Origin of the sequence: Nocardioides sp. NPDC101246 (genome assembly GCF_044767415.1) — a bacterium.
Taxonomy (GTDB): domain Bacteria; phylum Actinomycetota; class Actinomycetes; order Propionibacteriales; family Nocardioidaceae; genus Nocardioides.
Map to the genome: position 1 here is coordinate 40,754 of NZ_JBIWNX010000018.1, position 11,570 is coordinate 52,323.

14 protein-coding genes are annotated in these 11,570 nt (G+C 69.8%); 8 read left to right on the forward strand and 6 right to left on the reverse strand.

Translation table 11 applies throughout. From position 1 onward, the window contains the following. Nucleotides 1-9: 9 nt before the first annotated feature. Nucleotides 10-834: a metal-dependent hydrolase gene (locus ACIRON_RS26410; RefSeq protein ID WP_402997078.1), complete on the reverse strand. Its 825-nt coding sequence runs from the start codon at nucleotides 832-834 to the stop codon at nucleotides 10-12. A 186-nt stretch (nucleotides 835-1,020) separates the two neighbouring features. On the opposite strand from ACIRON_RS26410, the gene ACIRON_RS26415 reads away from it, so the two are divergent. The 4 genes from ACIRON_RS26415 to ACIRON_RS26430 all read left to right on the forward strand — a co-directional run bounded on the left by ACIRON_RS26415 (nucleotide 1,021) and on the right by ACIRON_RS26430 (nucleotide 3,786). Further along, complete coding sequence (locus ACIRON_RS26415) at nucleotides 1,021-1,323, forward strand: hypothetical protein (RefSeq protein ID WP_402997080.1); 303 nt, start codon at nucleotides 1,021-1,023, stop codon at nucleotides 1,321-1,323. 55 nt (nucleotides 1,324-1,378) lie between these two features. Continuing rightward, nucleotides 1,379-1,912, forward strand: a complete 534-nt coding sequence (locus tag ACIRON_RS26420) for a glutathione peroxidase (protein WP_402997082.1) — start codon at nucleotides 1,379-1,381, stop codon at nucleotides 1,910-1,912. A gap of 110 nt (nucleotides 1,913-2,022) precedes the next feature. After that, a complete protein-coding gene (locus ACIRON_RS26425) occupies nucleotides 2,023-2,496 on the forward strand; it encodes a MarR family winged helix-turn-helix transcriptional regulator (protein ID WP_402997085.1) in 474 nt (157 codons plus the stop codon). A 69-nt stretch (nucleotides 2,497-2,565) separates the two neighbouring features. Continuing rightward, a complete protein-coding gene (locus ACIRON_RS26430) occupies nucleotides 2,566-3,786 on the forward strand; it encodes an MFS transporter (RefSeq protein WP_402997087.1) in 1,221 nt (406 codons plus the stop codon). Between the two features lie 29 nt (nucleotides 3,787-3,815). On the opposite strand, the gene ACIRON_RS26435 is transcribed toward ACIRON_RS26430, so the two are convergent. The 4 genes from ACIRON_RS26435 to ACIRON_RS26450 form a co-directional block, all read right to left on the reverse strand. Next, the gene (locus ACIRON_RS26435; protein WP_402997090.1) at nucleotides 3,816-5,639 is read right to left on the reverse strand and encodes a CocE/NonD family hydrolase; all 1,824 of its coding nucleotides are present in this window, start codon (nucleotides 5,637-5,639) and stop codon (nucleotides 3,816-3,818) included. Nucleotides 5,640-5,731: 92 nt separating this feature from the next. Continuing rightward, nucleotides 5,732-6,382 carry a CoA transferase subunit B gene (locus ACIRON_RS26440; protein ID WP_402997093.1) on the reverse strand — a complete coding sequence of 217 codons (651 nt, stop codon included), beginning with the start codon at nucleotides 6,380-6,382 and terminating at the stop codon, nucleotides 5,732-5,734. 3 nt (nucleotides 6,383-6,385) lie between these two features. Next, entirely contained in the window at nucleotides 6,386-7,174 is a 789-nt protein-coding gene (locus ACIRON_RS26445; protein WP_402997095.1) for a CoA transferase subunit A, read from the reverse strand. A 51-nt stretch (nucleotides 7,175-7,225) separates the two neighbouring features. Continuing rightward, entirely contained in the window at nucleotides 7,226-8,452 is a 1,227-nt protein-coding gene (locus ACIRON_RS26450) for an acetyl-CoA C-acetyltransferase (RefSeq protein ID WP_402997097.1), read from the reverse strand. A gap of 160 nt (nucleotides 8,453-8,612) precedes the next feature. Between ACIRON_RS26450 and ACIRON_RS26455 the strand changes: the two genes are divergently transcribed. The 4 genes from ACIRON_RS26455 to ACIRON_RS26470 are packed head-to-tail and all read left to right on the forward strand — an operon-like array spanning nucleotide 8,613 to nucleotide 10,999. Next, nucleotides 8,613-9,305 (forward strand): energy-coupling factor ABC transporter permease, encoded by a 693-nt coding sequence (locus tag ACIRON_RS26455; RefSeq protein ID WP_402997270.1) that lies wholly within the window; start codon nucleotides 8,613-8,615, stop codon nucleotides 9,303-9,305. After that, nucleotides 9,302-9,634 (forward strand): PDGLE domain-containing protein, encoded by a 333-nt coding sequence (locus ACIRON_RS26460; RefSeq protein WP_402997100.1) that lies wholly within the window; start codon nucleotides 9,302-9,304, stop codon nucleotides 9,632-9,634. The genes ACIRON_RS26455 and ACIRON_RS26460 overlap by 4 nt, the downstream gene beginning before the upstream one ends. Nucleotides 9,635-9,638: 4 nt before the next feature. After that, nucleotides 9,639-10,250, forward strand: a complete 612-nt coding sequence (gene cbiQ, locus ACIRON_RS26465; RefSeq protein WP_402997103.1) for a cobalt ECF transporter T component CbiQ — start codon at nucleotides 9,639-9,641, stop codon at nucleotides 10,248-10,250. Continuing rightward, nucleotides 10,247-10,999, forward strand: coding sequence for an energy-coupling factor ABC transporter ATP-binding protein (locus ACIRON_RS26470; RefSeq protein ID WP_378867560.1), 753 nt, complete (start codon nucleotides 10,247-10,249; stop codon nucleotides 10,997-10,999). The genes cbiQ and ACIRON_RS26470 overlap by 4 nt, the downstream gene beginning before the upstream one ends. 130 nt (nucleotides 11,000-11,129) lie before the next feature. Here the strand turns inward: ACIRON_RS26470 and ACIRON_RS26475 are convergent, their stop codons facing one another. Beyond that, on the reverse strand, nucleotides 11,130-11,549 hold the full coding sequence (locus ACIRON_RS26475; protein WP_402997106.1) for a DUF3054 domain-containing protein: 420 nt from the start codon (nucleotides 11,547-11,549) through the stop codon (nucleotides 11,130-11,132). Nucleotides 11,550-11,570 lie beyond the last annotated feature (21 nt).

Genomic DNA, 11,570 nt, shown 5'->3' on the forward strand with positions numbered 1-11,570 from the left:
AGCCGTCGGTCAGATCAGCGTGCTGAGGCTCGAGACCAGGTCTGCCCAGCGGCTCTCGACGTCGAAGCCCATCTGGCTCAGCAGCGCCCAACCGAAGCCGACGACGGCGTAGAGGCTGATCGGGGTCATCACGACCCACTCCCGGATGGAGCCGGCGTCGCCGAGGACCGGGAGGGCGAAGTTGCCGCCCCGGGTCCACATGTTGTCGAAGGGCAGCCACTTGTTGCGCCGCACCCACTTCGGCGGCTTCGGTGCGATCGGCCAGAACAGCGGGATCCCCATCGTGGTCACGAAGTCGCCGATCAGGTGCACGACGCAGCCGAGGGCCACCGAGAACGGCATCCACCACCACTCCTCCGGCGCGAAGATCGCGATCACCGCCGCCAGCACCACCGCCGGGATCCACGGCCAGTGGACGCCCTTGCGGGTGAGCTTCAGCGCGTCCATCGCGAAGGCGACCAGCAGGACGCACATGATGCCCGGGCCGATCAGGACGCTGCCGAAGTGCTCGGTCTCGAGCGAGAGCTTCCCCGCGCCCCAGGCGAGGGCGGTGAAGGCGAGCACGCCGAGGATCGAGTGGGTGCCGTTGCGGTGGCCGCCGGAGACCTTGCCGACGATCTTGGTCAAGCCTTCGGAGACCGGTGGCAGCGAGTGGGCGATCGTGCCGTTGTGGTGGTCGGCGTCCGGAAGGAGCGCGGCGCCGGCGCACACCAGGGTGCCGGTCATCACGCCTATGTCCGAGACGCCCGGATACCACCCGAACGCGATCGGTGCCGACGATGTCACTGCGATCCACGCGGCAGCCCCAGAGGCCGCGTGATGCCCGCCCATCATGTGAAGTTGTGTCCCTCTCCAGTGTTCCCCCGCTGAATGACCGCGGACGAACGTACCGGTCCTCGGGCTGCTTCGCGTGCGTCGGGGTGGTGTGTCTGGTGACGAGATTCGAATCACTGTTCGAGGGTTGATCTGAGGGGTGAAAGGGGTGCGGTCGGGGCGGCAACCTGAATAGGATGCCCGGTCATGACGACTCCCGGTGCCCACGGCGGTGCCCGCCGTGCGCAGTGGACGTTCGAGACCAGTCGGTGCGCCGCGACGGTGACCCCCGAGGCGATCGAGTTCCGGTTCATGGTCGCCGCGCCCGACGGCTCGCTCAGCGAGATGCTCCTCTCCGTGGGCCGGCACGACATGCCGACGCTGCTCGAGGAGATCGCCTACGAGATGCCCGAGGCGCTGGAATGGATGTCGGCCGCGATCATGACGGTCGCCCGTGACCGGCGGCTGGCAGAGGAGGCCGCGTCGGTTCCGCATCAGCGCGGGGCATAACCTCGGGCCGAGCACGGTTGTCCCCCTGCACCACAACTCGATCGAGGAGAGACCTGTGACCACCACGTACGATTTCGAAGCGACCGCCGCGGATGGCAGCCCCGTCTCGCTCAGCGACTACAAGGGCAAGCTGCTGCTGATCGTCAACGTAGCCAGCAAGTGCGGTCTGACGTCGCAGTACGAGGGCCTGGAGGCGCTCTACCGGGCCACCAAGGACTCCGGTGTCGAGGTCATCGGGTTCCCGACCAACCAGTTCCTCGGTCAGGAGCCTGGCACCGACGACGAGATCCAGGAGTTCTGCAAGACGACGTACGACGTGACCTTCCCGGTCCTCTCCAAGGTGGACGTCAACGGCGAGAACGCTGCGCCGCTCTACGACTTCCTGCGGGCCGAGGCGCCCGGCGACTGGGGCCCGCACCTCGGGCAGTTCTACGAGGCGGTCAAGGACCTGTCGCCCGCGACCGAGCCCGGGGACATCAAGTGGAACTTCACCAAGTTCCTCATCGGGCGTGAGGGCGAGGTCATCAAGCGCTACGAGCCGCCGGTGGCGCCCGAGGAGATCCAGGCGGACCTCGCCCAGTACCTCTGAGGCTTGCCGGACGGCGCTCGATCCCGATGTGTGCGGGGTCGGGCGCCGTTTGGGTTGGATAGTTGGCCAGAAGATAGTTCCGTATCGGATGGTTCGTTAAGATCTAGTTCATGACCGGACCGCGTATCGACCTGTTGTTCCTGCTCAACCAGTCTGCTCACGCCTTCGCGGCCCAGGTCGGCGAGGCGCTGGCCGACCTGGAGCTCTCGGTGCGGGAGTACTGCGTGCTGATGAAGGCCGCCGAGGGGGAGTACACCCAGAACGCCGTGGCCGAGATGGCGATGCTGGACAAGACCACGATGGTCTCCACCCTCGACAACCTCGAGCGCCGCGGCCTGGCCGAGCGGCGGGTCTCGGCCACCGATCGCCGCGCCCGCGTCGTCGCGCTCACGCCGGCCGGCGTGAAGCTGCTCGAGGAGGCCTCGAAGGCCTACAACGCGACCGTCGCCGAGGCGCTGGAGGGTCTGGCTCCGAGTGAGGGAGAGGCGTTCATCGAGGCGCTGCAGCACCTCGTCGAGGGGCCCTGGGCGACGCCGTCGCACACGATGACGCTGCGGCGTCGGGCGCCTGCCTCGTCCCGCTAGAGATAAGTTTCCAACTGAATATCCCGAAATAGATTGTTTCATAAGAAACAATCTTCTATGGTCGTATCTATGACGACCAAGACAGTCGCGCTCGCGACCCTCGCAGCTACTCAGCTGATGGTGATCCTCGACGGCACGGTGGTGACCGTCGCCCTTCCGGCAATCCGCGACGACCTGGGATTCGGCGATGCCTCGCTGTCCTGGGTGGTCAACGGCTTCCTGCTCGCCTTCGCGCTCGTCCTGCTCCCGGCAGGCCGGGCGGGCGACGCGTTCGGCACCCGCCCGGTCTTCCTGGCGGGGCTGAGCATCTTCACGCTCGCCTCGGCATGGTGCGGTCTCGCCTGGGACCCGGTCTCCCTGGTCCTCGCCCGATTCGTCCAAGGTCTCGGCGGCGGCATCGCCTCGGCCGTGGTGCTCGGCATGATCGCCGGGCTCTACGCCGAGCCCCGTGAGCGCCTGCGGGCCTTCGCGGTGCTGGCCTTCGTCGGCTCGATCGGTGCCTCGGTGGGGACGGTCCTGGGTGGCGTACTCACCGACGTCGCGTCCTGGCGCTGGGCCTTCCTGATCAACGTGCCGTTCGGGATCATCGCCCTGATCGTCGCGCTCCGCGCGGTGGAGGGTACGCCGCCGACCGGCGCCAAGGGCGGCCTGCTCCCGCGCGGCCTGTTCGCCCAGCGCAGGTTCGCGCTCGCAAACCTGATCCTGCTGACCCTGACCTTCGGCGGGTTCACGTTCCAGTTCGTCACGACGCTCTACCTGCAGGACACTCTCGGGTTCGGAGCACTCTCGACCGGCCTGGCGTTCCTCCCGGTCAGCGTGGTGATCGCCATCGCCAGCCTCGGCTTCAGTGCCACGCTGGCCGAACGGTTCGGGTCCGAGCGTGTCCTGCTCGTCGGCGTGCTCGCCTTCGTCGCCGGCATGGTCTACCTCGTCCGCCTCCCCGGAACGGGCGGCTTCCCCCTGGACGTACTCCCCGGCGCGGTCGTGATGGGCCTCGGCTTCGGCCTCGCGATGCCGCAGGTGACGGCGTTGGCGATGGGCGCGCTGGCGCCGGAGCACGCCGGGATCGGGTCCGGCCTGACCACGACCACCCAGCAGCTCGGCGGGTTCCTCGGCACCCTGATCGCGGCGGGTCTGGTCACGACGGTCGGCTACGGCGCCGCCTATGCCTCGGCGGCGGTCGCGTTGGCCGCGGGAGCCGCGATCGCGGCGTACCTGCTCGTGGACGCGGCACGCGCCCGGGACCCGAAGGTCGCCGAGCGCGTGCCGGACGAGGCGGCCCGTCTCTGATCCCTGACCTCAGGACAGGCCCCTCGGCGCTACCTCCGGACAGGGAGGACCAGCGTCGAGGGGTTCGTCGTCGTGTGGTGGACCGTGACCACGCCGGCGACGCCGCGGACCAGTTGCTTCACGTTGGGGAGCAGGTGGGGGACGTCGTAGGAGTTGACGGTGACGCGGAGGCGGTGGCCCTTCTTGATCACCGCGCCGGTCGGGAAGACCTCGACGGGCACGCGATAGATCGTCCCGGGCCTGACCGCCTGCTCGGTCTCGCGGGTGAAGGGATGCCAGGGCTGGACGACCTGGCCGTCCAGGGTCCGCGACCTCGACGCCGTGAGGGCGCGGTGGCGCAGGGTCTGCCAGCCGCCGGTGATGCGGTCGACGGACCCGTCGGGCGCGACGTCCTCGACGGAGACCGAGATCAGGCCGTCGGTGCCGGTGGTGGAGACCGACAGATCGGCGTTGAGCGGACCGGAGAAGGCCAGGTCCGAGGTCGCCGGTGCCGTCTCGTAGGAGACCCCGAGCGCGTCGTTGATCCGGTTGTCGGTCTCGCAGCCCGGGATCGCGAGCGCGCCGGCGGTCCACTGCGCGGTGCTGCGTGAGCACAGCCCCTGCACCGGCAGCGGAAGGATCGTGTCGCCTGCGACGGGCTTCAGGGCCGACCCGAGGGCGTACGTCTTCGCGCGGACCTCGCTCCCGAGCCACGACTGCATCGTGCGCCACTTCCTGGACCCGATCTCGTGATAGGTCACCGGGGCGACGTCACGGTCGAGAGTGGAGTCGGGCAGACCCTTGAGGTGCGTGTCGAACCACCGCAGCGCCATCTCGTCGAGGCTGTCGATCCCGCTGCCCTCCAGGCCTGCGCCCAGCGACGCCTCGGCGTGCGTCCACGGCCCGATGAGCAGCTTGGTGTCGACCCCGTTCCGCTGCATCCGGTCGAAGAGCATCGGGGCGCCGCGCTGGAAGATGTCGTACTGCCCGGCCGTCACGAACGTCGGTACGTCGATCTCGTCGACCACGCTCAACGGTGACCGCTTCCGGTAGAAGGGGCCGTCGTAGCCGGCGTCGGTGCCGAGCAGCGCGCTGGCGAGCATCGGCACCTGGAACCCGAGCGCGCCGCCGACATGCTGCAGCAGCGTGGTGAGGGTGGCCTCGGGGCGGGTCGAGTTGACGGCCGGCGGCACCAGCCCGGCGCCCGTGACCAGCCCGAACCACAGCGGGATGAACCCGGCGTCGACCTGGCCCCCGGAGGCGACGACGTCACGGTAGACGTCGCCCGCGGGTACGATCGGGAACATCGCCTTCAGCCCGCGCGGGTGCTGTGCGGCGGTGAAGAACTGGTTGATCGCCATGTAGGACGGACCCCACAGGCCGAGCTCGCCGTTGCTCCACGTCCGCTTGGACGAGGTCGCCCAGTTGGCCACCTCGAGGCCGTCCTTCTGCTCGCGGTCACCGAACGCGTCCCACTGGCCGGCGGAGGAGCCGGTGCCGCGTACGTCGGTCTGGACCCAGACGTAGCCCCGCTCGACGAAGTAGTCACCGCCGCCGCCGGCGACGTTCTTGTTGTAGGGGTTCTGCGTCAGGATCACCGGGAACCGGCCGGGCGCCGCGGTGCCGTCGGCCTTCGCCGGCCGGTGGACGTCGGCGCGCAGCACCACTCCGTCGGACATGGTGAGCTGGACGTCCTTCTCGACCACCACGCCGTACGTCGCCGGCCGCGGCTTCCATGTCCCGACCCGCGCCTGTGGCCCGTGAGCGGCCACCGCAGGCGCGGCCGTGGCGGCGCTCGGGGCGAGCGCCGGTGGGAGGAAGGTCGTGACGAGGGCCAGGAACGGGAAGAGGAATGCCAGTCTGCCGAGTTTCACGACTCACTCCAGAGATGTGGTGGGTATCACACCTCGAACGACGGAGTGCAAACGCGAGTTACGAAGCAGCGTTCCGGTATTGAATAGTGAGACTAAGCAGTCAGGGCGCCGGTCCTGTCGACGACCGGAGCGCCCGTGGCCGCCACGACCTCGTCGTACGTCACCCCGGGAGCCAGCTCGACGAGCTCGAACGCCTCACCGGCGACATCGAGAACCCCGAGGTCCGTGATGACCCGCTTCACGATCCCGCGACCGGTCAGCGGAAGGTCGCAGGCCGAGAGCAGCTTGGGGGCGCCCTTCTTGGTGACGTGCTCCATCAGCACGATCACCCGCCCGGCGCCGGAGACGAGGTCCATCGCGCCGCCCATGCCCTTGACCATCTGGCCGGGCACCATCCAGTTGGCGATGTCGCCGTTGGTCGAGACCTGCATCGCGCCCAGGACGGCGACGTCGATGTGGCCGCCGCGGATCATCGCGAACGAGGTCGCGGAGTCGAAGTAGGACGCTCCCGCGAGCACGGTCACGGTCTGCTTGCCGGCGTTGATCAGGTCGGGGTCGACCTCGTCCTCGTAGGGGAACGGGCCGACGCCGAGGATGCCGTTCTCGGCGTGCAGCACGACCGTCGAGGTCTCCGGGATGTAGTCGGGGATCAGCGTCGGCAGGCCGATCCCGAGGTTGACGTAGTCGCCGTCCTGCAGCTCCTGCGCGGCGCGCGCGGCCATCTGGTTGCGGTCCCAAGCCATGGCTCAGGCCTCCTTCGTGTCGGTCGGGCGCTCGCCGCGCGTCGTACGCTTCTCGATGTCCTTGCGCGCTGCCTGCTCGGGCGTCAGCGCGACGATCCGCTTCACGAAGATCCCCGGGAGGTGGACGTCGGCCGGGGCGATCTCGCCGACCTCGACGACCTCCTCGGCCTCGACGACCGTCACCCGGCCGGCCATCGCGGCCGGCACGTTGAAGTTGCGCGTGGAGGCGTTGAACTGGGCGTTGCCCGCCCGGTCGACGCGGGTCGCGCGGACCAGCGCGAAGTCGGTGATGATGCCCTCCTCGAGCACCATCTGCTTGCCGTGGAACTCGCGGACCTCCTTCGGCTCGGAGGCCTCGGCGATGGTTCCGTCGGAGTTGTAGCGGTAGGGCAGGCCACCGTCGGAGACCATCGTGCCGACGCCGGTCGGGGTGTAGAACGCGCCGATCCCGCTGCCGCCCGCGCGCATCCGCTCCGCGAGCGTGCCCTGCGGGGTGAGCTCGAGGGTGATCTCGCCGGCCAGGTACTGGCGGCCGAACTCCTTGTTCTCGCCGATGTAGCTCGCGATCACCCGGGAGATGCGGTGGTCGTCGAGCAGCAGCCCGAGGCCGGCACCGTCGACGCCGCAGTTGTTGGAGACGACCATCAGGTCGTCCGCGCCCTGCTCCCGCAGCGCCTCGATCAGGAACCACGGGATTCCCACCAGCCCGAAGCCGCCCACGGCCAGGCTGGCCCCGCTGTGAATGTCGGCAACGGCCTCCGCGGCCGACCCGACCACCTTGTCCAGACCCATGTCTTCTCTGCTCTCTCTCGAAAAGAAGTTCGTACGCCGGCTCGTACTGCCTCAGCGCACCGACTCGAACACCGCCGCGAGCCCCTGCCCGCCGCCGATGCACATCGTCTCCAGGACGTACCGGGCCTCGCGCCGCTGCGCCTCCCGGGCGGCGGTGGCGAGGATACGGGCGCCGGTGGCGCCGATCGGGTGGCCGAGCGAGATGCCCGAGCCGTTGGGGTTGAGCCGCTCGTCGGTGGCGTCGACCTTCCACTCGCGCAGCACGGCGAGGACCTGGGCGGCGAAGGCCTCGTTGAGCTCGATCAGGTCGATCTCGTCGAGGGTGAGCCCGGCCCGGGACAGCGCCGCCTTGCTGGAGAGGACGGGCCCGATGCCCATCCGCTCGGGCTCGCAGCCGGAGACCGCCCATGACTTCAGCGCGAGGAGCGGCGTGAGACCGCGGCGCTCCGCCTCGGCGCGCGTGGTCACGACGCACATCGCGGCGCCGTCGTTCTGGCCGGACGCGTTGCCGGCGGTCACCGTCGACTCCTCGTCGACCTTCAGCCGGATCGGGCGCAGCGAGGCGAGCTTCTCCAGGGAGATGTCGGCACGCGGGTGCTCGTCGCGATCGACGACGACGTCGGGCTTGCGGCGGCCGCCGGGGACGGTCACCGGGACCAGCTCGTCGGCGAACTTGCCCGCCTCGTGGGCCGCGACGGCGCGCTGGTTGGAGCGCAGCGCGAGCTCGTCCTGCTCCTCGCGCCCGATGCCGTACTCGCGGCGCAGGTTCTCGGCGGTCTCGATCATGCCGCCCGGGATCGGGTGGTCCTTGCCGCCAGCGGTCTCGCGAGCCCGGTCGAGGCGGTCGAGCAGCTCGATGCCGCCCTGCTTCACCCCGCCGCGCAGCCCGAGCGCGTAGTGCTCGACGTTGGACATCGACTCCGCGCCGCCGGCCACGACGAGGTTGGCGGCACCGGTGGCGACCGAGCCCGCGGCGTACAGGATCGCCTGCAGTCCCGAACCGCAGCGACGGTCGATCTGCAGGCCGGGGACGCCGTTGCCGAGCCCGGCGTCGAGGGCCGCGATGCGGCCGATCGCAGGGTTCTCGCCGCTGGCGTAGCCATTGCCGAGGATGACGTCGTCGACGTCGCCCTCCTGGAGGCCGGTGCGCTCGACCAGCTCGCGCAGGACCGTCGTGGCGAGGTCGGTCGCGGTCAGCGGCGCCAGGGCGCCGAGGAACCGGCCGACCGGGGTGCGGAGGGGCTCGCAGATGACGATGTCGTTGGCGGCGCTGCTCATGCCCTCGACGGTACGCGCGCAGTCATGACTTGAGAAGTATTCATTTAGCGTCGATTGACACCTGTCGAGTCTTGATCTTCCTATCCGACCGGACAGTGCGCCAACGACGCTATTGCGATAAATTCGCGTTAGCCCCCATCCGCAGATTCAAGAGGTGACCATGCACGTCCCCGACGGCTTCCTCGACGCTCCGACGTCGATCGCCACCGGTGCAGTCGCTGTCGTCGCGGTCGGCGTCGCGCTGCGCGGCGCGCGCCGCGAGCTCGACGACAAGACCGCCCCGCTGGCCGGCCTCGTGGCCGCGTTCGTCTTCGCGACCCAGATGCTCAACTTCCCCGTCGGCGCAGGCACCAGCGGCCACCTGATGGGCGGCGCCCTGGCCGCCGTGCTGGTCGGGCCGTGGACCGGGGTGCTGTGCGTCTCGGTCGTACTCATCGTGCAGTCCCTGCTCTTCGCCGACGGCGGCATCACCGCGCTCGGCACCAACATCCTGCTCATGGCCGTCACCACCGTGGTCGTCGGCTGGTTCGTGAGCCGGGTGCTGATCAAGCTGCTGCCGAAGCGGGTCGGCCTGGTCGCCCCCGCGGCGGCGATCGGCGCCTTCCTCTCCGTCCCCGCGGCCGCCCTCGTCTTCACCGCGCTCTACGCCGTCGGTGGCACCGCCGACATCTCGCTGACCACGCTGGCCACCGCGATGCTCGGCTGGCACACGGTGATCGGGCTGGGCGAGGCCGCGATCACCTTCCTCGCGGTCGGCGCGATCCTGTCCGTACGCCCCGACCTCGTCTACGCCGCGCGCGGCGTGATCGCCGAGCGCGACCTGGTCATCAAGCCGAAGGAGTCGGTCGCGTGAGCGCCGCGTCGAAGAAGGCCGTGCCGTTCAAGTGGGTCGCCCTCGGCATCGCCGTCGTCGCCCTCCTCCTGGCCGGCGTGGTGTCCTACTACGCCTCCGCCAACCCCGACGGCCTCGAGTACGTCGCCGGCAAGACCGGCTTCCTCGACAGCGCCTCCGAGCACGGCGCGGCCGACGGCCCGCTGGCCGACTACGGCACCCAGGGCGTCGACAACGAGCGACTCTCCGGCGGCTTCGCCGGCGTGATCGGCACCGTGGTGGTGCTCGTCCTCGCCGGTGGCCTCGCCCTGGTCGTACGCCGTCGCTCCGCCAAGTCCGACGAGGCCTGATCCGGTGCCCGCCCATCTGAAGGTGCTCGCACTGATCGGTTTCATGCTCGTGGTGGTGGCGACCCCGCGGGAGTGGTTCGCGGCGTACGCCTTCTTCCTCGCCGTCCTGGTGACGGTCGGCGCGGTGGCTCGGGTGCGTCCGGGGTGGGTGCTCAAGCGGATGGTGGTCGAGACGCCGTTCGTGGTCTTCGCCGTGCTGATGCCGTTCATCGCGCACGGGCCGCGGGTCGAGGTGCTCGGGCTGAGCCTGAGCGAGTCGGGCCTGCTCTCGGCGTGGGGGCTGCTCGTCAAGGGAACGCTCGGTGTGATCGCCGGGCTGCTGCTGGCCGCGACGACGACGCCCCAGGAGCTGGTCCACGGCCTGGAGCGGTTGCGGCTGCCACAGCAGCTGGTGCAGATCATGGCGTTCATGGTCCGCTACCTCGAGGTGGTGACCGACGAGATGCGCCGGATGGCGGTCGCCCGCGCCTCCCGCGGATTCGAGGCCCGCAACCCGCTCCACTGGCCGGTGCTGGCCCGCTCGGTCGGCGCGCTGTTCATCCGCTCCTTCGAGCGCGGCGAGCGGGTGCACCTGGCGATGGTCTCGCGCGGCTACACAGGGAGAATGCCCCGGTGACGACTCCAGTCCTCGACGTACGCGGCCTCGCCTTCGCCTACCCCGACGGCCATCAGGCGCTCTTCGGTGTCGACCTGCACGTACACCGCGGTGAACGGGTCGCGCTGCTCGGCCCCAACGGCGCCGGCAAGACGACCCTGGTCCTGCACCTCAACGGCATCCACCTCGCCGGCGCCGGATCCGTCGCGGTGAGCGGGCTGCCCGTCACCAAGGCCAACATCAAGGAGATCCGCCGCCGCGTCGGCATCGTCTTCCAGGACCCCGACGACCAGCTCTTCATGGGCACCGTCCGCGAGGACGTCGCCTTCGGCCCCGCCAACCTCGGCCTGCGCGGCTCGGAGCTCGACGCCAAGGTGACCGAGGCGCTCGCGAAGGTCGGCATGGAGGACTTCGCCGACCGGCCGCCCCACCACCTCTCCTTCGGTCAGCGCCGCCGGGTGGCGGTGGCCACCGTGCTCGCGATGGACCCCGAGATCCTGGTCCTCGACGAGCCGTCCTCCAACCTCGACCCGGCCTCCCGCCGCGAGCTCGCCGACATCCTCCGCGACCTCGACGTCACCGTCTTGATGGTCACCCACGACCTGCCCTACGCCCTCGAGCTCTGTGAGCGCTCGGTCATCCTCGACGGCGGCATCGTCGCAGCCGAAGGCCGCACGGTGGATGTCCTGTCCAACGCCGACCTCATGCGCGCCCACCGCCTGGAGCTTCCCTTCGGCTTCGACCCCGTAGCCGCAGCCGCCACTCTCTAGCCGAGACCGCAGTTTTGGCGGGTCGAGTGGGTAGTTTTGGACGCCGAGTCTGCAGTTCTGGGTGACGAAACGACAGTTTCGTCCACCGTTTCTACGCATTCGGCCCCCACAACCACCGATTCGGCTGGGGTCAGTCGGCCAGGCGGCGGGAGCGGTAGTGGAGCTTGGCGCTGACGTAGCCGCGCCAGCCGACCAGGGTGAGGCCGAGGAAGAGGATCGAAACGACCAGGAAGGCTGGCGCCAGGCCCCCGCCGGTGAGGCCGCGCAGCACCATCCCGATGGCGTACGTCCCTAGCCACACGACCACACCGGCCGGCCAGGCACGGGCCGCGGGCCAGCGGCGCCAGGCCAGCACGGCCCAGGCGACGACCAGCCCGACCAGGAAGGGCCAGGCGATGCGGAGCACGACGAGCACCGGGCCGGAGTCGTGCGACTGGCGTCCGGCGAAGGCGAAGAGGAGCACGAAGAAGACGTCGACGGCGAAGGCCGCGACCGCCCATCTGGGCACGAGCCCGGCGATGAGGGGGGAGGAGGACTTCGTGGAGGACATGGTGTCCAGAATACGAGCCGC

Bases quoted from the DNA above. Each gene is read 5' to 3' on its own strand.
- ACIRON_RS26410 (WP_402997078.1), bottom strand. From the start codon at position 834: ATGATGGGCGGGCATCACGCGGCCTCTGGGGCTGCCGCGTGGATCGCA.
- ACIRON_RS26445 (WP_402997095.1), bottom strand. From the start codon at position 7,174: ATGGGTCTGGACAAGGTGGTCGGGTCGGCCGCGGAGGCCGTTGCCGAC.
- ACIRON_RS26475 (WP_402997106.1), bottom strand. From the start codon at position 11,549: ATGTCCTCCACGAAGTCCTCCTCCCCCCTCATCGCCGGGCTCGTGCCC.
- ACIRON_RS26440 (WP_402997093.1), bottom strand. From the start codon at position 6,382: ATGGCTTGGGACCGCAACCAGATGGCCGCGCGCGCCGCGCAGGAGCTG.
- ACIRON_RS26430 (WP_402997087.1), top strand. From the start codon at position 2,566: ATGACGACCAAGACAGTCGCGCTCGCGACCCTCGCAGCTACTCAGCTG.
- ACIRON_RS26425 (WP_402997085.1), top strand. From the start codon at position 2,023: ATGACCGGACCGCGTATCGACCTGTTGTTCCTGCTCAACCAGTCTGCT.
- ACIRON_RS26415 (WP_402997080.1), top strand. From the start codon at position 1,021: ATGACGACTCCCGGTGCCCACGGCGGTGCCCGCCGTGCGCAGTGGACG.
- ACIRON_RS26455 (WP_402997270.1), top strand. From the start codon at position 8,613: ATGCACGTCCCCGACGGCTTCCTCGACGCTCCGACGTCGATCGCCACC.
- ACIRON_RS26450 (WP_402997097.1), bottom strand. From the start codon at position 8,452: ATGAGCAGCGCCGCCAACGACATCGTCATCTGCGAGCCCCTCCGCACC.